The organism is Microbacterium sp. NPDC055455, assembly GCF_053619935.1.
The window spans coordinates 592,292-617,049 of the sequence record NZ_JBSHLB010000002.1; the positions used below are offsets into that span (position 1 = coordinate 592,292).

At 71.8% G+C, this 24,758-nt stretch carries 19 protein-coding genes; 9 read left to right on the forward strand and 10 right to left on the reverse strand.

All coding sequences use genetic code 11. The features are described 5' to 3' along the window. The first annotated feature begins 108 nt into the window (after positions 1 to 108). The 4 genes from nirB to ACWGUG_RS09235 are packed head-to-tail and all read left to right on the forward strand — an operon-like array spanning position 109 to position 4,968. Positions 109 to 2,688 (forward strand): nitrite reductase large subunit NirB, encoded by a 2,580-nt coding sequence (nirB, locus tag ACWGUG_RS09220; protein WP_452324484.1) that lies wholly within the window; start codon positions 109 to 111, stop codon positions 2,686 to 2,688. Continuing rightward, positions 2,685 to 3,083: a nitrite reductase small subunit NirD gene (nirD, locus tag ACWGUG_RS09225; protein WP_194398192.1), complete on the forward strand. Its 399-nt coding sequence runs from the start codon at positions 2,685 to 2,687 to the stop codon at positions 3,081 to 3,083. Before nirB ends, nirD begins: the two co-directional genes overlap by 4 nt. Beyond that, positions 3,080 to 3,835 (forward strand): uroporphyrinogen-III C-methyltransferase, encoded by a 756-nt coding sequence (gene cobA / locus ACWGUG_RS09230; protein ID WP_452324485.1) that lies wholly within the window; start codon positions 3,080 to 3,082, stop codon positions 3,833 to 3,835. Before nirD ends, cobA begins: the two co-directional genes overlap by 4 nt. Next, positions 3,832 to 4,968: a uroporphyrinogen-III synthase gene (locus tag ACWGUG_RS09235; RefSeq protein ID WP_452324486.1), complete on the forward strand. Its 1,137-nt coding sequence runs from the start codon at positions 3,832 to 3,834 to the stop codon at positions 4,966 to 4,968. Before cobA ends, ACWGUG_RS09235 begins: the two co-directional genes overlap by 4 nt. 28 nt (positions 4,969 to 4,996) lie before the next feature. Here ACWGUG_RS09235 and trmD read toward each other — a convergent pair whose 3' ends face one another. Further along, complete coding sequence (gene trmD, locus ACWGUG_RS09240) at positions 4,997 to 5,692, reverse strand: tRNA (guanosine(37)-N1)-methyltransferase TrmD (protein WP_194398189.1); 696 nt, start codon at positions 5,690 to 5,692, stop codon at positions 4,997 to 4,999. Between the two features lie 181 nt (positions 5,693 to 5,873). On the opposite strand from trmD, the gene ACWGUG_RS09245 reads away from it, so the two are divergent. Further along, positions 5,874 to 7,307, forward strand: a complete 1,434-nt coding sequence (locus tag ACWGUG_RS09245; protein ID WP_336396932.1) for an MFS transporter — start codon at positions 5,874 to 5,876, stop codon at positions 7,305 to 7,307. An 87-nt stretch (positions 7,308 to 7,394) separates the two neighbouring features. On the opposite strand, the gene ACWGUG_RS09250 is transcribed toward ACWGUG_RS09245, so the two are convergent. From ACWGUG_RS09250 to rpsP, 4 genes are all read right to left on the reverse strand, one after another. Next, a complete protein-coding gene (locus ACWGUG_RS09250) occupies positions 7,395 to 11,456 on the reverse strand; it encodes a molybdopterin-dependent oxidoreductase (protein WP_452324487.1) in 4,062 nt (1,353 codons plus the stop codon). A 101-nt stretch (positions 11,457 to 11,557) separates the two neighbouring features. After that, positions 11,558 to 12,181 carry a ribosome maturation factor RimM gene (gene rimM, locus ACWGUG_RS09255; RefSeq protein WP_452324488.1) on the reverse strand — a complete coding sequence of 208 codons (624 nt, stop codon included), beginning with the start codon at positions 12,179 to 12,181 and terminating at the stop codon, positions 11,558 to 11,560. 49 nt (positions 12,182 to 12,230) lie between these two features. After that, on the reverse strand, positions 12,231 to 12,461 hold the full coding sequence (locus tag ACWGUG_RS09260; protein WP_018171095.1) for an RNA-binding protein: 231 nt from the start codon (positions 12,459 to 12,461) through the stop codon (positions 12,231 to 12,233). A 4-nt stretch (positions 12,462 to 12,465) separates the two neighbouring features. After that, entirely contained in the window at positions 12,466 to 12,897 is a 432-nt protein-coding gene (gene rpsP, locus ACWGUG_RS09265) for a 30S ribosomal protein S16 (protein WP_452324489.1), read from the reverse strand. Between the two features lie 300 nt (positions 12,898 to 13,197). Between rpsP and ACWGUG_RS09270 the strand changes: the two genes are divergently transcribed. Then, complete coding sequence (locus ACWGUG_RS09270) at positions 13,198 to 14,361, forward strand: glutamate--cysteine ligase (protein WP_336396928.1); 1,164 nt, start codon at positions 13,198 to 13,200, stop codon at positions 14,359 to 14,361. Between the two features lie 40 nt (positions 14,362 to 14,401). On the opposite strand, the gene ffh is transcribed toward ACWGUG_RS09270, so the two are convergent. Then, complete coding sequence (gene ffh, locus ACWGUG_RS09275; RefSeq protein WP_452324490.1) at positions 14,402 to 15,964, reverse strand: signal recognition particle protein; 1,563 nt, start codon at positions 15,962 to 15,964, stop codon at positions 14,402 to 14,404. Positions 15,965 to 16,034: 70 nt separating this feature from the next. Then, on the reverse strand, positions 16,035 to 17,030 hold the full coding sequence (locus tag ACWGUG_RS09280) for a TetR family transcriptional regulator (protein ID WP_452324491.1): 996 nt from the start codon (positions 17,028 to 17,030) through the stop codon (positions 16,035 to 16,037). A 93-nt stretch (positions 17,031 to 17,123) separates the two neighbouring features. On the opposite strand from ACWGUG_RS09280, the gene lipB reads away from it, so the two are divergent. Continuing rightward, positions 17,124 to 17,762, forward strand: a complete 639-nt coding sequence (gene lipB, locus ACWGUG_RS09285; RefSeq protein WP_378881264.1) for a lipoyl(octanoyl) transferase LipB — start codon at positions 17,124 to 17,126, stop codon at positions 17,760 to 17,762. Beyond that, on the forward strand, positions 17,759 to 18,811 hold the full coding sequence (lipA, locus tag ACWGUG_RS09290; protein ID WP_452324492.1) for a lipoyl synthase: 1,053 nt from the start codon (positions 17,759 to 17,761) through the stop codon (positions 18,809 to 18,811). The genes lipB and lipA overlap by 4 nt, the downstream gene beginning before the upstream one ends. Positions 18,812 to 18,828: 17 nt before the next feature. Here the strand turns inward: lipA and ACWGUG_RS09295 are convergent, their stop codons facing one another. From ACWGUG_RS09295 to smc, 3 genes are all read right to left on the reverse strand, one after another. After that, positions 18,829 to 19,329 carry a DUF2004 domain-containing protein gene (locus ACWGUG_RS09295; protein ID WP_336396924.1) on the reverse strand — a complete coding sequence of 167 codons (501 nt, stop codon included), beginning with the start codon at positions 19,327 to 19,329 and terminating at the stop codon, positions 18,829 to 18,831. A gap of 104 nt (positions 19,330 to 19,433) precedes the next feature. Then, positions 19,434 to 20,306, reverse strand: a complete 873-nt coding sequence (gene ftsY, locus ACWGUG_RS09300) for a signal recognition particle-docking protein FtsY (protein WP_336396923.1) — start codon at positions 20,304 to 20,306, stop codon at positions 19,434 to 19,436. Positions 20,307 to 20,321: 15 nt separating this feature from the next. Then, entirely contained in the window at positions 20,322 to 23,870 is a 3,549-nt protein-coding gene (smc, locus tag ACWGUG_RS09305; protein WP_452324493.1) for a chromosome segregation protein SMC, read from the reverse strand. Positions 23,871 to 24,358: 488 nt separating this feature from the next. On the opposite strand from smc, the gene ACWGUG_RS09310 reads away from it, so the two are divergent. Further along, the gene (locus ACWGUG_RS09310; protein WP_452324494.1) at positions 24,359 to 24,613 is read left to right on the forward strand and encodes a hypothetical protein; all 255 of its coding nucleotides are present in this window, start codon (positions 24,359 to 24,361) and stop codon (positions 24,611 to 24,613) included. Positions 24,614 to 24,758: the final 145 nt, after the last annotated feature.

The window sequence follows — 24,758 nt, forward strand, 5'->3', positions numbered from 1 at the left end:
CACCGAACATCCGGCCGACGAGGAGGAGCCATGGCCCACCGCGACCGTGTCAACAACCGGAAACATGACGCTGACGCCGCTGCAACATCACCCGCGTACGGTGACCTCATGATGCACAGCCCCGCGCTCGGCACCCACGTGGTGGTCGTCGGCGCGGGCATGGTCGCCCACCGCTTCGTCGAGAGCCTGCTCACCCGAGCCGGCGACGAGTGGCGGGTGACGCTCATCGGCGAGGAGGACCGCCCGCCGTACGACCGCGTGGGGCTGACCGGCTTCTTCAGCGGCGCCTCGGCGGCCGACCTCGAACTCGAGCGCACGGTGCTCGAGGACCCGCGCGTCCGCTTCCTGCGCGGCGACGCGGTCACCCGCATCGACCGCCAGGCCCGGCGCGTGACCACCCGCAGCGGCACCAGCGTCGCGTACGACCGGCTCGTGCTCGCGACGGGATCGTACGCCGCCCGCCTGGCCGTGGACGGCTTCGGGCTCGAGGGCTGCTTCGTGTACCGCACTCTCGACGACGTCGAGAAGCTCGAGGCGTTCGTCCAGCGCCGCTCCGCGGAGCTCGACCGCCCGCTCGTCGGCACCGTCATCGGCGGAGGACTGCTGGGCCTCGAGGCGGCCGGGGCGCTGCAGGGGCTGGACGTGGACTGCACGGTCGTCCAGTCCTCCGATCGGCTGATGTCGGCGCAGCTCGACCTCCCCGCGGGCGACGCCCTCCGGCGACTCATCGAGTCCCGGGGCATCGCGGTGAAGACCCGGACGGTCACCACACGGCTCGATCCCGACCGCACCGGCCAGGTCGCGGGACTGGAGTTCCAGGACGGCTCGTACGACCGGACGGACGTGGTCGTCTTCACGGTGGGGGTCCGCCCGCGCGACGAGCTCGCGCGGACCGCAGGCCTGGACGTGCACCAGCGCGGCGGCATCCTCATCGACGCCGGCTGCCAGACGTCGGATCCCCGCGTCCTCGCGATCGGCGAGGTCGCCAACTACGACGGCCTGTGCGTCGGCCTGGTCGCCCCGGGCTACGCGATGGCCGAGGTCGCGGCGACGCGGCTGCTCGGCGGCGAGGCATCCTTCCCCGGCTACGATCTGTCGACCAAGCTCAAGCTCTCCGGCGTGGATGTGGCGAGCTTCGGCGACGCCTTCGCCGAGACGCCCGGTGCACTGGACGTCACCTACGCCGATCCCGTGGCCGGGGTCTACAAGAAGCTCGTGCTGTCCGACGACGCGAAGACGCTGCTCGGGGGGATCCTCGTCGGCGACGCCTCCGCGTACGGATCGCTGCGGCCGCTCGTGGGCGGCGCGCTCGGCGGCGATCCCGCCGCGTATCTCATGCCCGAAGGCGGCGTGGCCGCGCCCACCGGCGACCTCCCCGATGAGGCGCTGGTCTGCTCCTGCAACAGCGTGACCGCCGGCGCCATCCGTCACGCGGTCCACGAGGAGGGCTGCACCGACGTCGCAGGTGTCAAGGCGTGCACGAAGGCGGGAGCCGCCTGCGGCTCGTGCGTGATGATGGTCAAGAAGATCGTCGGCACCGAGCTCGCGAAGACCGGTGCGGCACTGAGCAACGCGCTGTGCGAGCACTTCGACATGTCGCGCCGCCAGCTGTTCGACGCGGTGCGCGTCTCCGGTCTCACGACGTTCAGCGCCGTCATCGAGCGCTTCGGCACCGGTCGCGGCTGCGACATCTGCAAGCCGGCGCTCGCCAGCATCCTGTCCACGCTCGTGCGCGGCCACGTGCTCGACGGCGAGAACGCGACGCTGCAGGACACCAACGACCACGTGATGGCGAACCTGCAGAAGGACGGCAGCTATTCGGTGGTGCCGCGCATCCCGGGCGGCGAGATCACGCCGGAGGGGCTCCTGGTCATCGGGCAGGTCGCGAAGGACTTCGGGCTGTACACCAAGATCACCGGCGGACAGCGCATCGACATGTTCGGCGCCCGCCTGGAGCAGCTGCCCGACATCTGGCAGCGCCTCGTCGAGGCGGGGTTCGAGTCCGGGCACGCCTACGGCAAGTCGCTGCGCACGGTGAAGTCGTGCGTCGGATCCACGTGGTGCCGCTACGGCGTGCAGGACTCCGTGGGCATGGCGGTCCAGCTGGAGCTGCGCTATCGCGGCCTCCGCTCGCCCCACAAGATCAAGCTGGGCGTCTCGGGCTGCGCCCGGGAGTGCGCCGAGGCGCGAGGCAAGGATGTCGGCGTCATCGCGACCGAGGCCGGCTGGAACATGTACGTCGGCGGCAACGGCGGCTTCACGCCGCGCCACGCGGTGCTGCTGGCCGAGGGGCTCAGCGACGAGGAACTGCTCACCGCGATCGACCGGTTCCTGATGTACTACATCTTCACCGCGGACCGCCTCCAGCGCACGGCGCCGTGGTTCGAGGATCTGGACGGTGGCATCGACGGCCTTCGCGCCGTGATCTTCGACGACAGCCTCGGCATCTGCGCGGATCTGGATGCCGCGATGGCCGCGCACCTGGAATCGTACGAGGACGAATGGAAGGCGACGCTCGAGGACCCCGAGAAGCTGCGCCGCTTCGCCTCGTTCGTGAACGCCCCGAAGACCCCCGACCCGTCACTGGCCTACACCGCCGAGCGCGGACAGCCCCGACCTGCCACCGAGGACGAGCGGGCCGACTCGCGCGTGCTCATCGCCGGCACGACACTGGAGGTGCGCCGATGACCCTCGTCGACCCGCAGACGACCGAGTACACCGCACCTCCCGGATGGGTGCGCGTGTGCGAACTGGCCGACCTCGAGATCGAGCGCGGGCGCGCCGCGCTCCTGGGCGGGACCCAGATCGCCCTCTTCCTGCTCCGCGGCCCGGACGGCACGGGCGGCCGCGTCCACGCGGTGTCGAACCTCGACCCGTACAGTCGCGCGCACGTCATCTCGCGCGGGATCGTCGGAACGCGCCAGGACATCCCGACGGTCGCGTCGCCGATGTACAAGCAGGTGTTCGACCTTCGCACCGGCGCCTGCCTCGACACGCAGGGCAAGGAGCCGATGAGCCTGCACGTGTGGCCGGTGTCCGTCGACGGCGGGCACGTGCTCGTGCGCTGGGAGGACGAGGCATGAGCGTCGGCCGCGTCGACCTGATCGGCGGCGGACCGGGGCCCCTGGACCTGCTCACCGTGCGCGCCTGGCGGCTGCTCACGCGTGCGGACGTCATCGTCATGGACCGGCTGGGGCCCACCGACATCCGCGAGCATGTCGGGCCGGAGGTCGAGATCATCGACGTCGGCAAGCATCCCGGCCACCACCCGGTGCCGCAGGAGGAGATCAACGAGCTGCTGGTCGCCCGGGCGAAGACGGGCAAGCACGTCGTCCGTCTGAAGGGCGGCGACCCCTTCGTGTACGGGCGGGGCGGCGAGGAGGTCGCCGCGTGCCTGGCCGCCGGCATCCCGGTCGACGTCGTGCCGGGCATCTCGAGCGCCATCGCCGTGCCCCAGGCCGCCGGCATCCCCGTCACCCATCGCGGCGTGGCGGGCGCGGTGCACATCGTCAACGGCCCCGCCGAGGTCACCGCGGCCACTCTCGCGGCGATGCGCGACGACGCCGTGACGACCGTGATCCTCATGGGCGTCGGAGCCCTCCCCCGCATCGTCTCGGACGCGCTGCACGCGGGCGTCCCGGCGGACCGGCCCGTGGCCATCGTCGAACGCGGCCACCACCGCGATCAGCGGACGACACGCAGCACGCTGGGCGCGGTCGTGCTCGACGCGGGCGTCGCCGGCGTCCGCAACCCCGCCGTCATCGTCGTGGGCGAGGTCGCCCGCGCCGGGCTGCTGCTTCCCGACCGCCAGCTGGCAGGTGACACCGTCCGTTGAGCTCCACCACCCGCCCCACCCTCTCGGCCGCGCTCGACGGCTGCACGATCGTCATCGCCGTCGACCGTCGCTCGCTCGAGCTGGCAGCCGCACTCGAGCGACACGGCGCGCAGGTGCGCCACGCGCCCGCGCTGACGATCGTCCCCCACATCGACGACGACGCGCTCATCGCCGCCACGCAGGAGCTCATCGCGCGTCCCCCCGACATCGTCGTCGCCACCACCGGCGTGGGCTTCCGCGGCTGGATGGAGGCGGCCGACGAGGCCGGGCTCCTCGACGAGCTGCACGACGCGCTCGCCGGGGCGCAGATCGTCGCCCGCGGCCCCAAGGCCCGGGGTGCGATCCAGCAGGCCGGGCTCACGGCGGACTGGGTGGCCGAGTCCGAGACGTCCGCCGAGCTCGGCGAGTACCTCCTGGCCGAGGGCATCGCGGGCCGCCGCGTCGCGGTGCAGCATCACGGCTCGGGTGCCGACGGGCTGGATGAGCTGTTCCAGCGCGCCGGCGCCGACGTGGTGAGCCTCACCGTCTACCGCTGGGGGCCACCGCCGGACCCGGCGGCGGTGTCGCGGTCCGTCGTCGCGGCGGCGCACGGCGAGGTCGACGCCGTCCTGTTCACCTCGGCACCGGGCGCCGCCGAGTGGCTCGCGGCGGCACGGCAGGAGGGGATGCTCGAGGCGATCCTCGAGCGCGACGCCGAGGGCCGCCTGCTGACGGCAGCGGTCGGGCCGATCACGGCCGGCCCGCTGCTCGACGCCGGCCTCGAGCCCCTCATCGCCGAGCGCGGCCGGCTCGGCTCGCTGGTGCGGGCGGTCGTCACGCACTTCGGCGGCGGCGGCGCGGCATCGCTTCCCACCTCCGCCGGCCGCCTCGAGCTCCGCAGCACGGGCATCGTGCTCGACGGCCGCCACATCGCGCTGTCGCGCAGCGCGACCGACATCGTCGGCGTGCTCTTCGACGCGCACGGCGGCGTCGTGTCGCGCCATCGCCTGCAGACGGCGCTGCCGCGCTCGGGGGAGAACACCCACGCGGTCGAGATGGCCGTCGCACGCCTCCGCGAGTCGCTGGGCGTGCCGGACCTCGTCAAGACGGTCGTCAAGCGCGGCTACCGGCTCAACGTCATCGATCCGGCGTGAGCGGACCGGGCGCAGGGACGCGCCGCCGCTACGACGCGGCGTCGGGCTCCGGCAGCAGGTCGGGCCGGTGCGCACGCGTGCGCGCGAGGCTCTGCTCGCGCCGCCAGGCCGCGATGGCCCCGTGATTCCCGCTGAGCAGCACGGGCGGCACCTCCAGCCCGCGCCACTGCGCGGGCTTGGTGTAGCTGGGGTACTCCAGCAGTCCCAGCTCGTGCGACTCCTCGACGAGGCTCTCGGGATTGCCCACGACGCCGGGGATCAGCCGCGAGACCGCCTCGATCACGGCCATGGCGGCGACCTCCCCGCCGTTGAGGACGTAGTCGCCGAGACTCACCAGCCGCACGCGTCCGCGCTCGGCGTAGTGGTCCACGACGCGCTGGTCGATGCCCTCGTACCTCCCGCAGGCGAACACGAGGTGCTCCTCCTGGGCGAGCTCGCGCGCCATCGGCTGCGAGAACAGCTCCCCCGCCGGGGACGGCACCAGCAGCACGGCGTCGTCGGTGAGCACCGCGTCCAGCGCCTCGCCCCACGGCTCCGGCTTCATCACCATGCCGGCCCCGCCGCCGTACGGCGTGTCGTCGACCGTGCGATGACGGTCGTGCGTCCAGTCCCGCAGGTCGTGGACGTGCATGTCCAGGATGCCGCGGTCACGGGCCTTGCCGATCAGGGAGACGCCCAGCACGTCGAAGAACGTCGGGAAGATCGTGACGATGTCGACGCGCATGCCTCCGAGTCTAGGAGGCGCGCGTGTTTCGGACGTGTGTCGCGGCACCCACCGCGGGAGGCGCCGGACGGTGATCGAGAAGTGACCGGGAAGTAACCGCGCGGGCAGACGGCCCGAAACACCCCGTTCCTAGCGTGGAAGCACACTCACCCCCAGTGTCAGCTCACCTCAGGGAGGCGCCATGACAACCACCGTGACCCCGTCCACGACCCAGACCGACGCACCGCCCCGCTCCATCGCGCCGGCCGACGCGCCGGTCGCCCTCACTCATCGACCCGGACGCTGGATCGACGGCTGGAACGCCGAGAACCCGGCGTTCTGGAAGGCCGAGGGGCGTGCGATCGCACGCCGCAACCTCGGCTGGTCGATCTTCGCCGAGTTCCTGGGCTTCATCATCTGGCAGCTGTGGAGCATCGTCGTCGTGATGCTCCCGGCCGCGGGCTTCCAGCTGACCAGCTCGGAGTCGTTCTGGCTCATCTCCCTCCCGAGTCTCGTGGGCGCCACGCTCCGCTTCCCGTACACGTTCATGGTGGCGATCTTCGGCGGCCGCAACTGGACGATCGTCTCGGCCGCGCTCCTGCTCATCCCGGCCGTGCTCCTGGGCATCGTCGTGTCCAACCCCGAGACGCCGTTCGGCGTGCTCCTGCTCGTCGCCGCCCTCGGCGGCGTCGGCGGCGGCAACTTCGCCAGCTCCATGGCCAACATCACGTACTTCTTCCCGCAGAAGGAGAAGGGCTGGGCCCTCGGCCTGAACGCCGCCGGCGGCAACCTCGGCACGTCGGTCGCCCAGTTCGCCGTGCCGATCGCTGTGACCATCGGCGCCGGGGCGACGCTGAACATCTCGCTCGCCGGCTGGATGTGGATCCCGCTGATCCTGCTGGCGATGTTCGGCGCGTGGCGCTACATGGACAACCTCTCGTCCGCGAAGGCCGACTTCGCGGGGTCCGCGGCGGCCCTCCGCGAGCCGCACCTGTGGGTCATGGCGGTCCTGTACATCGGGACGTTCGGATCGTTCATCGGTTTCGCGAGCGTCTTCCCGAAGCTCATCGCCGACCAGTTCCCGGCGCTGTCGACCATCCAGGTCGGCCAGGCGGCGATCTCGCTGGCCTTCCTCGGCGCCCTCGTCGGCTCGCTGGCCCGTCCGTACGGGGGCAGGCTCGCCGACCGTTTCGGCGGCGCGCGCGTGACCGTCGGCGCCTTCGCGGTGATGGCTCTGGGCGCGCTGGCGCTCATCCTGACGATGCCGCTGCGCAACTTCGCCGTGTTCCTGGCGTGCTTCCTCGTGCTGTTCGCCGCGACCGGAATGGGCAACGGCTCGACCTACCGCATGATCCCGAGCATCTTCGCGGCCCGCTCCCTCGCGCGAGGCGACGAGCCGGGGTCGCCGGAGGCGACCAGGATGATGCGCAAGGCCGCGGCCGCCCTCGGCCTGATCTCCGCGATCGGCGCCTACGGCGGGTTCCTCGTGCCGCAGGTGCTCAACGCCTCGCAGCTGGCGACGGGCGGCTACACCGCGGCGTTCGCCGGGTTCGTCGCCGCGTACGTCGCGCTGCTGCTCGTGACGGTGCTCGTCTACGTCGTCCCCCGGGCCTCGCTGGCGAAGCAGCGCATCTGACGCGACACCACAAGATGAGCGGATGCCTCGGCCGAGGCATCCGCTCATCTTCGTGCTGCCCCCGCGCCCGTGGGGACGAGGCGGTCCTCAGTACACGTCGCGGGCGTAGCGGCCGTCGGCCGCCAGGGCGCGGACGTACTCCGTCGCCGCGTCCTCGGACAGCTTGCCGTGCTGCTGGGCGATGCCGACGAGCGTCGCCTCGACGTCCTTGGCCATGCGCGTCGCATCGCCGCACACGTAGACGTGGGCTCCGTCCTCGAGCCAGCGCCAGAGACGCGCACCGTGCTCGACCATGCGGTCCTGGACGTAGATCTTCTGCCGCTGGTCGCGCGAGAAGGCCAGGTCCAGGCGGGTGAGGAAGCCGTCCGCGTGCATCTGCTGCAGCTCCTCGCGGTAGTAGAAGTCCGTCTGGGCGTGCTGCTCCCCGAAGAACAGCCAGTTGCGGCCGGTGTGCCCGTCGGCGCGACGGTCGTGGAGGAATCCGCGGAACGGGGCGATGCCCGTGCCCGGCCCGATCATGATCATGGGCGCATCGGATGCGGCCGGCGGACGGAAGGCGGGCGAGCGCTGCAGGTACACGGGCGCCGCCGTCGCCTCGCCGTCCGCGAGGAACGTCGAGCAGACGCCGCCCCGCGCACGGCCCGACTCGGTCTGGAACCGCACCACCGACACGGTGAGCTCGACGGTGCCCGGATCGGTCTTCGGGCTCGACGAGATCGAGTACTGGCGCGGCTGGAGCCGCTTGAGCACGCCGACCCACTCGTCGGCCGACGCGGCGACGCGGAAGTCGCGGACGAGGTCCACGGCCTGCTGGCTCCACAGGAACTGTTCGAGCCGGCCCTTGTTCTCGCGCCGGAGCAGTGCGTTCAGCGCGCTGTCGCCGCTGCGCTCGGCGATGAAGCGGACGAGGTCCAGCGGCGTCCTGGTGATGTCCAGCCGCGTCCGCAGCGCGTCGGCGAACGTGCGCTCCTCGCCGTCGAGCTCGACGATCGTGTTCGGGGCGATCCCGGTGGCCTGGAGCCACTCCGTCACCACACCCGACGCGTTGGCGCACACGACGCCGAGCGAGTCGCCCGCCTCGTACGTCGCGCCGGACTCCGACAGGTCGAAGCCGATCCGCCGCACCTCCTTCTGCGACCCGGGCCGGCTGAGGAGCTCATTGCGCACCAGGGGCGCGTGCACCGGGTTGGCGCGGGTGAACAGGCGCTTCATGGGGGCCGGGGGTGCGACGACGGATGCCGCAGCCACCGTCCCCTCCCCCGCCAGCGTCTCGAGGATCTGCGCCAGCCACGCCTCGCGCGGCTCGTCGGCATCGGGCTCGACGTCGACGCGCTCGAGCAGGGCCGTCGCCCCCAGCTCGCCGAGCCGCGCGTCCAGACGCCGGCCGTGACCGCAGAAGTCGTCGTAGCTGGAGTCGCCGAGCGCCAGCACGGCGTAGCGGAGGTCCGAGAGCTCCGGCGCGCCGTCGGCGTTCAGGTCGTGCCACAGTGCCGCGCCGTTGTCGGGCGGGCCGCCGTCGCCGAACGTGGACGTGACGACGAGCAGTCGGCGCACGGCGGTGAGATCGGTCGCGCGCAGCTCCGCCATGCTCCGCGACCGCGCCGGGATGCCGCGCGCCCGGAGGGCGGCGGTCGCGGCCGTGGCGAACTCCTCGGCGTTCCCGGTCTGCGAGCCCCACAGCACGACGACCTCATCGGCATCGCCGGACTGCGGCGTCGCGCCGCCGACGGAGGCGCGCGAGAACGCGCCGGCGAGCACGCCGTCGAACCAGGCGCGCGCGAGCGCCCCCAGCGGCGCCTCGGCCGGCAGCACCGGCACCTCACCGGGCGCGAGCGCCACCGACCGCACCGTCGACAGGAAGCCCGCCAGATAGGCGCCCTCGGTGTCGCTCAGCGGGGGTGGCGCAAGGGGCACGCCCGCCTGGGCCAGCGCCTCGTCGGCGGAGGCCGTCGACGGCTCGGCGGCGCCGGCACCGGGCCCGACGCGGCGCAGCGACACAGCGGCGACCTTGAGCTCCGGCTGCGCCGACATCGGGTCCACCGCGTCGTTGGTCACGGCGTTCACGGTGACGTACTCGCCGTGCTCGTCGTTCCAGTGGAACGGGGCGAACAGACTGCCGGGCTGGACGCGATCGGTGAGCACCGCCGGCACGACGAACCGGCCGCGGCGCGATGCGACCTCGACCTGGTCGCCGTCCGAGATGCCGTGACGCTCGGCGTCGAACGGGTGCACCTCGACGAACGGTCCAGGGTGCAGCTTGGCGAGCTTGGCCACCCGGCCCGTCTTGGTCAGGGTGTGCCAGTGATGCGGCAGGCGTCCGGTGTTGAGCACCCACGGGTAGTCGTCGTCGGGCAGCTCCGCCGGATCGAGGTGCGGACGGGCGAGGAACTGCGCGCGCCGCGACGGCGTCGCGAAGGCCAGCCGCGGCACCGTGCCGTCGTCCTCGACGTGGAGGGACTGGCTGACGCCGTCGTTCACATACCGGATCGGATGACGCGTCGCGGGGTCGCCGGGCGGGGCGGGCCACTGCACCGGCGTCTCGCGGAGGCGCTCGTAGGTGACCCCGCGCAGGTCCCAGCCGGTCTGCGGGTTCCAGAACCGGCGGATCTCGTCGAAGACCTCGGCGCTGGAGGCGAAGTCGAAGCCGTCGAATCCCATCGCCTGCGCGATGCGGCAGATCAGCAGCCAGTCCGGCTGCGCGTCGCCCGGAGCGGGCACGACGTCCCGCACCAGGGTGAGGGTGCGGTCGCTGTTGACCGTGACGCCGTCCGCCTCCACCCAGAGGGTCGCGGGGAGCAGGATGTCGGCGTATGCCGTGGTGGCCGTCTCGGTGTAGACGTCCTGCGCGATGACGAGCTCCGCGCTCTCGAGCGCCTCGATCACGGTCCTGCGGTTGGCGACGGAAGCGACCGGGTTGCTGCAGACGATCCACAGCGCCTTGATCTCGCCCTCGGCGGCGCGACGGAACATGTCGATGGTCCCGGAGCCCGACTCCGCGCGGATCGTCCCCGGCTCCAGGCCCCACACATCCTCGACGAAGGCGCGGTCCGTCGCGCTGAACACCGCGCGCTGGCCGGGCAGGCCGGGCCCCATGTACCCCATCTCCCTGCCGCCCATCGCGTTGGGCTGACCGGTGAGCGAGAACGGGCCGCTGCCCGGGCGGCAGATCGCCCCGGTCGCCAGGTGCAGGTTGCAGATGGCGTTGGTCGACCAGGTGCCGTGCGTGGACTGGTTGAGTCCCATGGTCCACAGGGTCATCCACTCGCCGGCCTCGCCGATCCAGCGCGCGGCGGTGCGGATGTCCTCCTCGGCGAGGCCGGTGATGTCGGCGACGCGATCGGGCGGGTAGTCGGCCAGGAGCGCGGGCATGTGCTCCCAGCCCTCGGTGTGCGCCTCGATGAACTCCTCGTCGATGTCGCCGGCGGCCACGAGCAGATGCAGCAGCCCGTTCAGGAGCGCGAGATCCGTCCCCGAGCGGATCTGCAGGAAGAGGTCGGCCCGGTCCGCCGTCGCCGTCCGGCGCGGGTCGACCACGATGAGCCGCGCGCCCTGCTTCAGCCGATCCGCCATCCGCAGGAAGAGGATCGGATGGCAGTCCGCGGTGTTGGACCCGATGACGAAGAAGAGGTCCGCCCTGTCGAAGTCCTCGTACGACCCGGGCGGGCCGTCGGCGCCGAGCGACTGCTTGTAGCCGGTGCCGGCCGATGCCATGCACAGTCGTGAGTTCGACTCGATGTGGATGCCGCGCAGGTACCCCTTCACGAGCTTGTTGGAGAGGTACTGCGCCTCCATGCTCATCTGGCCCGAGACGTACAGCCCGATGGCGTCGGGGCCGTGCTCGTCGAGGATGGCCCGCAGGCGGGCGGCGGCATCCGTGACCGCATCGGTCAGCAGGACGGGCTCGGCGGGCTCGCCCCGGGCCGGTCGGATATGCGCCGACGTCATGCGGCCGGGGGCCTGCATGAGCTCGGCGTGCGTGGCTCCCTTGGTGCAGAGGCGTCCGGCGTTCGTCGGATGCTCGCGGTCGCCCACGACTTTCGCGATGGTGAGCGGATGCCCCGCTCCGCCGTCCGCGGTGGTCACCGAGATGCCGCAGCCGACGCCGCAGTAGGAGCACACGGTGCGCACCGGGGAGCGGACTTCGGCCATGTGACCATGGTCGGGCAGAGAGGTTCCGGGACCTTTCCCGCCGTGTTTCCCGCAGATCACATCTGCCGCACGCCCGCCGGGAGAGCGGCGTGAGGGCGGCGTCAGCCGGCGGTGCCGTCCTCCGCGTCCTCGGCGTCGTCGTCCGACCGCGACGGCGTCTCATCGCCCTCGTCGTCGGGGAGCTCCTCGAAGAGGCCGTCCGGCGGCGTGACGATCACGCGGCCGCCGGCGACATCGACCTCGGGGACGATCGCCTTGACGAACGGCACGAGCACCTCGTCCTCGCGGACCTTCACGATGAGGAGGTCCTGCGCCGGGAGGTGGTCCACACGCACGACACGGCCGACGGTCTCGCCGTCGCGCACCACGTCGAGGCCGACGAGCTGGTGGTCGAACCACGCGTCGTCCTCGGCGGGCGAGGACTGGGAGTCCTCGTCGACCCACAGGATCGCGCGGATGAGCTCCTCTGCGGCGGACCGGTCGTCGACGCCCTCGAAGAACGCGACGGGGTGGCTGTTCATCCACCGGAACTCGCGCACCGTCAGCGGCTTGCCGTGCCACGGCGACGACTCCGGCACCTGGAGCGTGAACGTCGCGCCCGGGACGAAGCGTCCGTCGGGATCGTCGGTGTACAGCTCGATCTTGATGGCGCCCTTGAGGCCGTGGGCCTTCACCAGGCGTCCGACGCGTAGCTGCGTCCTGCCGGCGGGGGGAACCGCGTTCACGGGGCGGCGGGCCTCAGGACCCGCTCCCGTGGTGTCTTCGCCTGCCACCTCAGTCGTCCGCCACGTCGACGCGCACGCGGCGTCCGTCGGCGAGGGCGGTGATGAGGGTGCGCAGGGCTTTGGCCGTGCGGCCGCCGCGCCCGATCACGCGACCCCGGTCATCGGGGTGGACGTGCACCTCGAGCACGTCGCCGCGAGGCGACGTGGACGAGTCGATGCGGACGTCGTCCGGGTGATCGACGATCCCCTTGACGACGTGTTCGAGCGCGGCGGCGAGCAACGGATTACTCGGCGGAGTCGGCGGCCTCGTCGGCCGCGTCGGTCGCCTCGGCGGCGGGAGCCTCGGCGGGCTCCTCGGCCTTCTTCTCGGCCTTGGGCTTGACGACCGACTTCTTGGCGGAGTCGACCTCGAACGCGGCCTTCTCGTCGCGCGTCTTCACGGTCGAGACGGCGTCCTTGTCGCCCTTGAAACGACCCCAGTCGCCGGTCAGCTTGAGGATGGCGAGCACCTGCTCGGTCGGCTGCGCGCCGACCGACAGCCAGTACTGCGCGCGGTCGGAGTCGACCTCGATGAACGAGGGCTCCTCGGTGGGGTGGTACTTGCCGATCTCCTCGATGACACGACCGTCGCGCTTGGTGCGCGAGTCGGCCACGACGATGCGGTAGTACGGCGCACGGATCTTGCCGAGACGCTTGAGACGGATCTTGACAGCCACGATTCTCCTGAATGTGTGGAAAGTGATCGAACCGATCGCCTGGAGCGTGGGGTGCACACCCGGCGGAAGCTCTGAAGGGAGGATCTCCGCGCTGGATAGAGGGTCGAGCGGGTGATCCAGCCCTCTATTCTGCCAGACCGCAGGAGCCCCCGCGAACACCCCGCCCGCCAGACCGCAGGAGCCCCCGCGAACACCCCGCCCACCAGACCGCAGGAGCCCCCGCGAACACCCCGCCCACCACGTGACGCACCGTGCCGTCAAGCGGACGGGACCGGCGGAACACCGTGCCAGACTGTGCGCATGACGGTGCCCTTCGCGACATCAGCCCGTTCCTCGGTGGGCCTCGAATGGGAGCTGATGCTCGCCGACACCGCGACCGGAGACCTCATCCCCCGCGCTCCGGACGTGCTCGACGCGCTCGAAGACGACTCCGCGCTGGAGCGCTACACCGTCACCGGCGAGCTGCTCACGAACACCATCGAGCTCACCAGCGGCATCGGCGACACGGTCGCGGCCGCCGTCGACGACATCGGCGACGCGATCGCGGCGGTGCGCACGTTCACCGATCCGCACGGCATCGACCTGCTGTGCGCCGGCAGTCATCCGTTCGCGCAGTGGTACCACCAGGCGGTCACCGACAAGACGCGGTACCACAAGCTCATCGAGCGCACCCAGTGGTGGGGACGCAACATGATGATCTGGGGCATCCACATCCATGTCGGCGTCGAGGACGTCAACAAGGTGTTCCCCATCATCAACGCGCTGGCCGTGTACCTGCCGCACCTGCAGGCGCTCTCGGCGTCGAGCCCGTACTGGGCGGGCGAGCGCACGGGCTACGCCTCGAACCGGGCGCTGGTCTTCCAGCAGCTGCCGACCGCGGGGCTCCCGTGGCCCCTGCAGGACTGGCGTGAGTTCGAGGGCTACCTCGACGACATGGTGGGCACGGGCGTGATGGAGGACGCCACCGAGGTGCGCTGGGACATCCGCCCGGCACCGCGCTGGGGAACGATCGAGGTGCGCGCGTGCGACGGGATGTCGACGCTGCCCGAGCTCGCGGCGGTCGCCGCCCTCGTGCAGGTGCTCGTCGAGCATCTCTCCCGCCGGCTGGACGAGGGGCTCGAACTCGAGACCATCCAGCCCTGGTTCGTCCGCGAGAACAAGTGGCGCGCCGCCCGCTACGGCCTGGACGCCCGGGTGATCGTCGATCGCGCGGGCACGCAGCGCCCGGTCGTCGACCACCTGCGCGAGACCCTCGAGCAGGTCCGCGACATCGCGGTCGATCTGAAGTGCGCGCGCGAGCTCGCGGGCATCGACACGATCCTCACGCAGGGCGCGAGCTACGCGCGGCAGCTCGCGGTCGCCGATGCCGCGGACGGCGATCTGCGCGAGGTCGTGCGCCACCTCGTCGGCGAGTTCCGCTCCGGCCCGACGCTGCGCGAGCATCTGGCCACGCTCGGCCACTGACACGGCCGATGCGCGCCGACCGCGCCTGATCCCGCCGTCGTCAGCCGCGTCCGAGCATCTTCTGCAGCTCGGCCAGCTCGGCCTCGCTCGGCACGCCCTTGGCGCCCGCGCCCAGGCCGAAGCCCGACCCCGTCGGCGCCTCGGAGGCCTGTGCGGCGATGCCCGCGTTCTCGGCGGCGCGCTTGGCCGGGTTGCCCGACCGCGAGCCCTTCGCCTTCTGCTGCTTGCCGCGCTTGGACGAGGCGCCGGGACGACCCGCCCCCGGAACCGGGCCCATACCCGGGATGTTGGGCACGCCGCCGCGCGCGACCGTCTTCATCATCTTGGCCGCCTGCTCGAAGCGCTGCACGAGCTGATTGACGTCGGTGACCGTCATGCCCGAGCCCCGCGCGATGCGCAGGCGGCGGGAGCCGTTGAGGAGCTTGGTGTTGCGCCGCTCGGCCGGCGTCATCGAGCGGATGATCGCCTCGGTGCGGTCGATCTCGCGCTCGTCGAAGTCCTCGAGCTGCTGCTTCATCGAGCCCATGCCCGGAAGCATCCCGAGCATCTTCTTCATCGAGCCCATCTTGCGCATCTGCTGCATCTGCTCGAGGAAGTCCTCGAGCGTGAACTGCTCGGTCGCAAGCTTCTCGGCGACCTTGAGCGCCTCCTCCTCGTCGAAGGCCTGCTGGGCCTGCTCGATGAGGGTGAGGATGTCGCCGAGGTCGAGGATGCGCGACGCCATGCGGTCGGGGTGGAAGGCCTCGAGGTCCTCGAGACCCTCGCCGGTGGACGCGAAGATGATCGGGCGGCCGGTGACGGAGGCCACCGACAACGCAGCGCCACCGCGCGCGTCGCCGTCGAGCTTGGACAGGACGACGCCGGTGAAGTCGACGCCCTCCTGGAAGGCCTTGGCCGTGTTGACGGCGTCCTGACCGATCATCGCGTCGATGACGAACAGCACCTCGTCGGGATCGGTGGCCTTGCGGATGTCGGCGGCCTGCTTCATGAGCTCGGCGTCGACGCCGAGGCGACCGGCGGTGTCGATGATGACGACGTCGTGCTGCTGACGGCGCGCGACCTCCACGCCGTCGCGCGCGACCTTCACCGGGTCGCCGACGCCGTTGCCGGGCTCCGGTGCGTAGATGGCGGCGCCGGCACGCTCCGCGACGACCTGCAGCTGGTTGACGGCGTTCGGGCGCTGGAGGTCGGCGGCGATGAGGAGCGGGGTGTGCCCGTCCTTCTCGAGCTGACGCGCGAGCTTGCCGGCGAACGTCGTCTTGCCGGAGCCCTGGAGGCCGGCGAGCATGATCACCGTCGGCGGGTTCTTGGCGAACTGCAGCCGCCGCTGCTCGCCGCCGAGGATGGCGACGAGCTCCTCGTTGACGATCTGCACGACCTGCTGCGCCGGGTTGAGCGCCCGGTTGACCTCGTCGCCGAGGGCGCGCTCGCGCACCTTGGCGGTGAAGTCCTTGACGACGGGAAGCGCCACGTCGGCGTCGAGGAGCGCGCGACGGATCTCGCGGACCGTGCCGTCGACGTCCGCGGGCGTGAGCTTGCCCTTGGTGCGGAGGTTGCGGAAGGTCTCGGTGAGCCGGTCGGAGAGAGTGCCGAAAGTCGCCATGATCCCCCGATTCTAACGGCGACGGATGCCATCGCCTCGCGCTCGCCCCCTGCCGGGCCCGGGCGGCGACTCAGTTCTCGGGCCCGAGCTCCTGGAAGAGGGTGAGCTGCAGTCCCGCCGGCCCGCGCAGGCGCGCGTTGCGGGATCGCCACGGCGTGACGCGGGCGGATGCCTCGATCACGGCGCCGCCCTCGTCGAGCCGGGCGACGGCGGCGTCGGTGTCGGCGACCTCCAGGGCCAGACGGATGCGGTCGCTCGGGGCGTCGCCGTCGGTCTCGACGCGGTCGATGAACTCGACCTGCGCAGGATTGGCGATCTCGAGAGTGGCGCGCCCCGCCGCGAGGATCGCCACGCGCGCACCTCCGTCGGCCTCGTACGCCTCGGCCTGCGGCATCCCCACGACGTCGCGATAGAACGCGAGGGTCTGCTCGAAGGCGGCGGCCTGCACGACCACCCGCAACTGCGCGACCTCGCCCACCGGATCCGTCCACGAGGTCGACCCTGCCGCGTCGCTCGCCCGGGCGAGGAACCGCGCCAGCGACGTGCGACCGGCGCCGTCGTGCGCCCAGGCCTCGATCGCGGCGATCACCGCGCCGCCCCATGCCGCGCCGGCGACCTCGGCACGCACCCGATCGGCGCCGCTGTGGGCGAAGCGGGCCGACACCGCGCGTGCGACGCGGGCTCGTCGGAGCGCGGCGTCGCGCTCGTACTCGACCTCGAGGCCCATCGCCGCGGCGTTGACGATGCCGAGCGCCAGGCTGTCGGGCGCGAAGCCGTCGGCGATGGCGAGCGTCGCTGCGCGCACGGCGGCCGCGGCATCCGTGCTCCCGTCCGTCGCGATGCGCCGCTCGAACTCCGCGAGCCTCTCGTCCAGGCCTGCCCACAGCACGTCGGACTTCGAGGAGAAGTAGTTGAAGAAGCTGGAGCGGCTGACGCCCGCCCGCCGGGAGATGTCGACGATCGAGGTCTGCTCGTATCCCTGCTCGAGGAACAGTTCGCAGGCCGCCTCGGCGATCGTCTCGCGCGACGACGCCTTCGGCCGGCCCGCCCGGTGCTCGCTGGACATGAAGCCACCCTACGGCGGGCTCCATCCCGCGCGCCGCGATATATTGTTGGACGCGATCCATGAATGACTGCAGACTCAGCGCGAAGGAGCACGATGCTCGACATCAGGACGGTCGGCCTCTCCCCCGACTACGTGCCGTACCTGGAGGGCTGGGCACTGCAGCGCAGCGTCCACGCCGACGTCGTGGCGCAGGTGCGTCCCGACACGCTGCTGCTCCTCGAGCACGAGCCGGTGTACACCGCCGGTGCCCGCACCGCACGCCATGAGCGCCCGGCCGACGGCACGCCGGTCGTCGACGTCGACCGCGGCGGCAAGATCACCTGGCACGGGCCCGGCCAGCTCGTCGGCTACCCGATCGTCCGGCTCGCCGAGCCGGTCGACGTGGTCGCGCATGTGCGGCGCCTCGAGCAGCTGCTGATCGACGTGCTCCGCGAGTTCGACGTCGAGGGCTACCGGGTCGAGGGGCGCAGCGGCGTGTGGGTGCGCCGCCCGCTCGGTGAGGACAAGGTCGCGGCCATCGGCGTCCGCGTGCAGCGCGGCGTGACGATGCACGGCTTCGCGCTCAACTGCGACAACACGCTGGCGGGCTTCCGCGGGATCATCCCGTGCGGGATCACGGATGCCGGGGTCACGACCCTCAGCGAGATCGCCGGCGCCGACATCGGCCCGGCCGACGTCATCGACACGGTGAGCCGCGTGTTCGCCGCGGATTTCGCGGGGGTGCCGGCATGAGCGCGTGCGGCGGCTCCCACGGGGCGACCGCGGCCGTCCCGGGTGCGGCATCCGCGCCGTCCGCCCCCGAGGGGCGCAAGCTGCTGCGCCTCGAGGTCCGCAATGCGCAGACGCCGATCGAGCGCAAGCCGGAGTGGATCAAGACCCGCGCGAAGATGGGCCCCGAGTACCAGGCGCTGCACTCCCTCGTGAAGACCGAGGAGCTGCACACCGTGTGCCAGGAGGCCGGCTGCCCCAACATCTACGAGTGCTGGGAGGACCGCGAGGCGACGTTCCTCATCGGCGGCTCGCAGTGCACGCGCCGGTGCGACTTCTGCCAGATCGACACCGGCAAGCCCGCCGACTACGACACCGACGAGCCGCGCCGCGTCGCCGAGAGCGTCGTGCGCATGAACCTGCGGTACGCCACCGTCACCGGCGTCGCGCGCGACGACCTGCCCGACGGCGGCGCGTGGCTCCACGCCGAGACCGTCCGGCAGATCCACGAGATGAACCCGAACACGGGAGTCGAGATCCTCGCGACGGACTTCAACGGCGATCCCGCGCTGCTCGCCGAGGTGTTCGACAGTCGCCCGGAGGTGTTCGCGCACAACGTCGAGACGGTCCCGCGCATCTTCAAGCGCATCCGCCCTGCGTTCCGGTACGAGCGCTCGCTCGACGTGCTGACGCGGGCCCGGGATGCGGGGCTCATCACCAAGTCCAACCTGATCCTCGGGATGGGCGAGGAGCCCGACGAGGTGGTTCAGGCCCTCGAGGATCTGCACGCCGCGGGCACCGACATCATCACGATCACGCAGTACCTCAGGCCGTCGCCCCGCCACCTGCCGGTCGCCCGATGGGTGAAGCCCCAGGAGTTCGTGGAGTTCAAGGAGCAGGCCGAGCGCATCGGCTTCCTCGGGGTGCTCGCCGGCCCCCTCGTGCGCTCCTCGTACCGGGCGGGGCGGCTGTGGGCGCAGTCGATGCTGTCGAAGGGCCGCCCGATCCCCGCGCACCTCGCGCACATCGCCGAGGACGTCCACGTCGAGCGGGGATTCGCCCAGGCGGTGTGACCCGCCTCTGGGCGGGGTCAGTCGGCGCTCGTCACCGACAGCACCGCGCCGTCGGAGCCGAGGTTGACCAGCAGCACGTCGTCGGTGGCATCCGGGTCCAGCGCGTACTCGAGGACGGCGAACGGGTCGGCTCCGCCGTGCTCGTCCGCGAGGATCGTCATGCTCATCAGCTGCAGCGAGCGGATGACGTCGATGTGGACATCGCCGGAGATGTCGACGAGGGTGTCCTCCAGCGACTCCCCCAGCGTCTCCTGCTGCTGCAGGATGTACTCGGTCACCTCGCTGGTGCGATCGCTGAGCTCGTTGACCATCGCGTTGCGGGCGCTGCGGTCGATGTCCTCGAGCGCGGAGATCAGCGCCGCCGCGACGTCGAGGGCCGCCTCGGAGACGTCGTCCTGATCGGGCGCGGTCAGATCGACGGTCACGGACTGGTCGCCGAGCTCGACGTTCTCGGACCAGAAGATCGATCCGTCCGGCCCGGATTCGAGGAGTCCGAAATAGTCGTGCTCGATCGCCATGTCCCCATGAAACCGCAACCCGCGCCCAGGCGATACCCCGAACCCGGCATGGCGCGGAATCGGCCGCCGCACCCGCGTCGCGCGGCCGGGCTCAGGGCCCCGGATCAGTCCACGAGCGAGGCCGCGAACACGTGCGGCGTGAAGCCGGTGAGGTCGCCGATGCCCTCGCCCTGGCCGAGGAGCTTGACCGGGATCCCGGTGCGCTCCTGGACGGCGAGGACGAATCCGCCCTTCGCGGAGCCGTCGAGCTTCGTGATCACCAGCCCGGTCACGCCGGCGTGCTCGAGGAACGCCTGCGCCTGCATGACGCCGTTCTGGCCGGTGGTCGCATCGAGCACGAGCAGGACCTCGCTGATCGGCGCCTGCTTCTCGACGACGCGGCGGATCTTGCCGAGCTCGTCCATCAGCCCGCCCTTGGTGTGAAGCCGACCCGCGGTGTCGACCAGCACGATCTCGGTGCCGGTCTGCTTCGCGTACGCGATGGTCTGGAAGGCGACGGATGCCGGATCCTGACCCTCCTGCTGCGGCCGGACGATCGCAGCCCCGCCGCGCTCGGCCCACGTCGCGAGCTGGTCGACGGCGGCAGCGCGGAAGGTGTCGGCGGCGCCGACGACCACCGAGCGGCCGTAGCGCTGCAGGAACTTCGCGAACTTGCCGATCGTCGTCGTCTTGCCCACGCCGTTGACCCCGACCACCAGCACGACGGCCGGGCGCTCCGTGAGCCGGAGCGTCGTGTCGAACTTCGCGAAGTGCTCCTCGAGCGTCTCCTTCAGCATCCGCTGCAGGTCCCGCGGGTCGGTCGTGCGATAGCGCTCGACCTTCTCGCGCAGCTCATCCACGATCCGCTCGGTGATGTCGGGGCCGAAGTCCGCGGTCAGCAGCGCCGTCTCGAGGTCTTCCCACGTGCTGTCGTCGATGGTGGGCTTGACGAACATGCCGCGCAGCGCGCGACCGAGCGACCAGGAGCTCTCTGCCATACCCCCAGCCTAGGGTCAGGACGCGACGCGCTCGGCGATGCGCTGCCCCACCACGGCGGACACGCCGTCCTGCCGCATCGACACCCCGTAGAGGGCGTCGGCGATCTCCATCGTGCGCTTCTGATGCGTGATCACGATGAGCTGGCTGGACTCCCGCAGCTGCTCGAAGACGCCCAGGAGGCGACCCAGATTCGCGTCGTCGAGCGCCGCCTCAACCTCGTCGAGGATGTAGAACGGACTCGGGCGCGCCTTGAAGATCGCCGTCAGCAGCGCGACGGCGGCGAGCGACCTCTCGCCGCCCGACAGCAGCGAGAGGCGTTCGATCTTCTTGCCCACTGGCCTCACCGCGACCTCGATGCCGGTGGTGAGCGGCGAGTCGGGGTCGGTGAGGCTGATCGATCCCGTGCCACCGGGGAACAGGATGGGGAACACCTCGCCGAACGCGGTCCTCGTGTCTTCGAACGCGGCGAGGAAGATGGCCTGCATCCGCTCGTCGAGCTCCTCGATGATCGTCAGCAGGTCCTTGCGCGTCTGCGTCAGGTCGGCCAGCTGCTCGGTCATGAACTTGTGGCGCTGCTCGAGCGCCTCGAACTCCTCCAGCGCCAGCGGGTTCACCCGGCCCAGCTGGCTGAGCTTCCGCTCCGCGTCCTGCAGGCGTCGTCGCTGCTGCGCACGGTCGAACGGGGTGGATGCCGCACCGTCGTCGTCGCGCAGCGTCTCGGTCGCATCCGCCACGGGATCCAGCGGAACCGGCTGATCCGGGCCATATTCCGAAATCAGAATGTCCTCGTCGAGGCCGAGCTCGGACTGCACCCGCTCGAGGATGCCGGTGACGTGCAGCCTCTTCTCGTGGATCTGCAGCTCCAGGCTGTGCACGCTCTCGGTGAGCCCCGCGAGGCGCTCGCGCACCGACGCCTCCTGGCCGCGCAGCGTCGCGAGCTCCGTCGTGACGGCGGTGCGTTCGGCTTCGGCCGCGGAGAGCTCCGCGCGCGCCTGCGCGAGCGACCGGTCGACCGAGTCGATGACGGCCGGAAGCTGCCCCGCCACGCCTGCGGCGATCTCGCGCTGCGCGCGGCGGACGACCGCGCGGCGTGCGGCCTCGGCCGCCGCCTCGCGCTCCCGCTCGCGCTGACGCTCGAGCGCGATCACGCGCGCCTCGCCGGCCCGGATGCGCTCCCGCAGCGTCTCGACGTCGAGCCGCGCGCGCATCTCGCCGTCCCGCGCCTCTTCGAGCGCCGCGAGCATGCCCTCGCGCGCCGAGGCGTCGAGGATCGGGCGCGGGGCCTCCAGTGCCGCGGTGAGCTGCTCCTCCGCCGAGCGCGCGGCGCCCTCGGCCTCGTCTACGGCTGCTGCAGCCTGCGCGAGTCCGGCGGCCAGGCGCTCGCATTCGGCGACGGCGGCTTCATGACGCACCGTGGCCCGGTTGACCTGCTCGGCGTGGGCGGCGAGGGCAGCATCGTGCTCGCGCAGCGTCGCCAGCGCCGTCTTGGTGCGCTGCCGCGCCGACTCCAGCTCGCGCGTCGCGTCCGCCAGCGCCTCCCGCAGCGAGTCGGCGACGACGGCGATCTCGTCGCGGCGGTCGGCTGCGGCATCCCGCTCAGCAGCAAGCTCCAGGCGCGATCGAGACGCGCCCGCGCCCGCGCGCAGCGAGTGCTCGGTGTACACCTCGCCACGACGGGTGACGAGCGTGATCGGCCCGCCGAGCTCTGCGGCGGCCAGCGCCGGACCGGCCGCACGCGCGGTCGGAAGGTCGTCGGCGACCACGACGTACGCGAGCAGCCCGAGCACGCCGTCGGGCGCCGTGACCACCTCGCGCGCCGGCACCACGCCGTCCTGCGGCGGGAACGCCGGACGCGTCGTCCCGGCCGAGGCGATCACGATGTCGACCATCCCGGCCTCGGAGTCGCGCGCGTCGTCCGCGACGGCGAACGCGCTGTCGCGGTCGTCGACGAGCACGCCCTCCGCGACGGGACCCAAGACGGCCGCGATGGCCGCCTCGAACCCCGGCTTGACCTGCACCGCGTCTCCGACGAGCCCACGGACGCCTTCGCGCCCCTGGGCGATCAGCGCGGACGCGCCGTTCTTGACGTCGAGGGCGCGGCTGAGCGCCATGGTCTGAGCCGTCAGGGCGTCTCGCTCGCGTTCGGCGGCGTGCAGACGGTCGCGGAGGGCCGCGACCGCCGCCTCCGCGTCGGCCGCCTCCCGCTGCGCGCGCTCGTAGGCGGCGGCCTGGTCGGCGGACGAGGATTCCGGCACGAGATCGGGGTCGACGCCGTCGAGGATCTCCTCGGCCTCCGCGCGGCGTGTCAGTGCCGCATCGAGCGCCCGCTGCTGACGCTCGACGGCGCCGCGGACTGCCGCGAGAGCGGATGCCGCGGCCTCGGCGGTGCCGCGGAGCGCCGTGATGCGCATGTCGTGCTCCGACACGAGGGCGCTCTGCTCCGCGATGTCGGCGTCGAGCGCGTCCAGCTCGGCGCGGGCGCGCACGACCTCGCGTGCCGCCTCGGCGGCGGCATCCTGCGCCGCTCCCAGCCCGTCGGACACGTCGTCGATCTCGGCGCGCGCCTCGTCGATCATCGCCTGGGACACGGTCGTCAGCTCGATGCGCTCCTCGTCCTCGGCGTCACCCAGCAGGGCGAGCCGCTGGCCGGCCAGGGCGTACAGGCTCCGCAGCCGCTCCTGGACGCGCTCGAGGCCGTGCGCGACGTGGCGGGCGCGGTCGACGCTCTCCGAGCGCTGATCGTTCTCGAGCTGCTCGATGCGCACCCGGGCGTTGTCGAGGCGCTCCTGCAGCACCATGCGCTCCCCATGACGCTCCTGCTCGCTCCGGGCGTGCGAGGCCAGCTCGTCCCGCAGGCCCGCGATCTCGTCTGCGAACAGCCGCGCCTTGGCGTCCCGCACCACCGCAGCGATCGTCGCGGCCTCGCGGGCGATCTCCGCCTGGCGGCCCAGCGGCTTGAGCTGGCGCCGCAGCTCACCGGCCAGGTCGCTCAGTCTCGTGAGGTTGGCCTCCATCGCGTCGAGCTTGCGCAGGGTCTTCTCCTTGCGCCGGCGGTGCTTGAGGATGCCCGCCGCCTCCTCGATGAATCCGCGGCGGTCCTCGGGCGTGGCCTGCAGGACGCTGTCGAGCCGGCCCTGGCCGACGATCACGTGCATCTCGCGGCCGAGCCCGGAGTCGCTCAGCAGCTCCTGGACGTCCAGGAGCCGGCAGGACTCGCCGTTGATCGCGTACTCGCTCGTGCCGTTGCGGAACAGCGTGCGGCTGATCGTCACCTCGGAGTAGTCGATCGGCAGCGCCCCGTCGCTGTTGTCGATCGTGAGCTGCACCTCGGCGCGGCCCAGCGGCCCACGGGTCGCGGTGCCGGCGAAGATGACGTCCTCCATCTTGCCGCCGCGGAGGGTCTTCGCCCCCTGCTCGCCCATGACCCAGGCGAGGGCGTCGACGACGTTCGACTTGCCGGATCCGTTCGGTCCCACGATGCAGGTGACGCCCGGCTCGAGGGCGAAGGTCGTCGGCTGGGCGAACGACTTGAACCCTTTGAGCGTCACGCTCTTCAGGTGCATGGATCGCCCTCCACCCCGCCTCGATTACCCGCCTACGCTACCCGAGCCGGCCGCGTGAGCCCGGCAGGCGAGCGGAGCGCCGGGCGGATGCGGCGACACGCCATGGGATCACCGAATCTGCGAAAACGCTTGACGAGGGTCTCCCGCACCCTGTAACGTCACTCACCGCGTCTGAAGTCGAGAAAGGAGGTCACCGATGATGCACATGAACACCACAGGAATCACCGCCGGATTCGGCGGTGCGATTCGTCTGCGCGCGTCGGGGACCCTCTCCTTCGGCGCCGTGCTGAGCGGCCGCTTCCCCGCCGCCATCTGATCCCCGCAGGGGACGAGTCTGCCCGCTTCCGGGCGACACCCGTCTGCTGCGCCGCATCCGCCCCGCGGTGCTGAGCGCGCTCCCCCTGCATCGTCCCGTCGTGCTGCGGCACGGCATCTCCGCCTCCGGCGCCCGCCGGAGGCATCCCTTCCAGATCGGAAAGAGAACCATCATGAACACCCTCATCGCGCCGCAGCGCCCCTCGGGCCGCCCCGATACGCTGCGGCTCCCGAGCCGCGACACCCGCGTCTCGCTCCTGGACCGTCTCGCCCTGCACGCGGGCGTGCGTCTCCTGCTGTGGAGCACCCGCACACCGCGGCTCACCGACGATCGCCGCCGACACGCCGAGGCGTACCGGCGGCAGGAGGACGCGGCGCTCCGAGAGCGCCTCTACTTCCGCGAGGCCTCCCTCGCGCCACGGCCGTGACGGCCACCGGGTCCGGCCCCCCCCCCCCGGGGGCGGGCCCCCCCCATGAAACCAACCCCCACCCGCCCGGCCCCCGCCAGAGGGGGGGGGAACCCACCCCCCATGCCCCCACGGCGGGGCCCCGCGGGGGGCAGGGGGGGGTGAC

Bases quoted from the DNA above. Each gene is read 5' to 3' on its own strand.
- nirB (WP_452324484.1), top strand. From the start codon at position 109: ATGATGCACAGCCCCGCGCTCGGCACCCACGTGGTGGTCGTCGGCGCG.
- nirD (WP_194398192.1), top strand. From the start codon at position 2,685: ATGACCCTCGTCGACCCGCAGACGACCGAGTACACCGCACCTCCCGGA.
- cobA (WP_452324485.1), top strand. From the start codon at position 3,080: ATGAGCGTCGGCCGCGTCGACCTGATCGGCGGCGGACCGGGGCCCCTG.
- trmD (WP_194398189.1), bottom strand. From the start codon at position 5,692: ATGCGCGTCGACATCGTCACGATCTTCCCGACGTTCTTCGACGTGCTG.
- ACWGUG_RS09245 (WP_336396932.1), top strand. From the start codon at position 5,874: ATGACAACCACCGTGACCCCGTCCACGACCCAGACCGACGCACCGCCC.
- ACWGUG_RS09250 (WP_452324487.1), bottom strand. From the start codon at position 11,456: ATGGCCGAAGTCCGCTCCCCGGTGCGCACCGTGTGCTCCTACTGCGGC.
- ACWGUG_RS09270 (WP_336396928.1), top strand. From the start codon at position 13,198: ATGACGGTGCCCTTCGCGACATCAGCCCGTTCCTCGGTGGGCCTCGAA.
- ffh (WP_452324490.1), bottom strand. From the start codon at position 15,964: ATGGCGACTTTCGGCACTCTCTCCGACCGGCTCACCGAGACCTTCCGC.
- ACWGUG_RS09280 (WP_452324491.1), bottom strand. From the start codon at position 17,030: ATGTCCAGCGAGCACCGGGCGGGCCGGCCGAAGGCGTCGTCGCGCGAG.
- lipB (WP_378881264.1), top strand. From the start codon at position 17,124: ATGCTCGACATCAGGACGGTCGGCCTCTCCCCCGACTACGTGCCGTAC.
- lipA (WP_452324492.1), top strand. From the start codon at position 17,759: ATGAGCGCGTGCGGCGGCTCCCACGGGGCGACCGCGGCCGTCCCGGGT.
- ACWGUG_RS09295 (WP_336396924.1), bottom strand. From the start codon at position 19,329: ATGGCGATCGAGCACGACTATTTCGGACTCCTCGAATCCGGGCCGGAC.
- ftsY (WP_336396923.1), bottom strand. From the start codon at position 20,306: ATGGCAGAGAGCTCCTGGTCGCTCGGTCGCGCGCTGCGCGGCATGTTC.
- smc (WP_452324493.1), bottom strand. From the start codon at position 23,870: ATGCACCTGAAGAGCGTGACGCTCAAAGGGTTCAAGTCGTTCGCCCAG.
- ACWGUG_RS09310 (WP_452324494.1), top strand. From the start codon at position 24,359: ATGAACACCCTCATCGCGCCGCAGCGCCCCTCGGGCCGCCCCGATACG.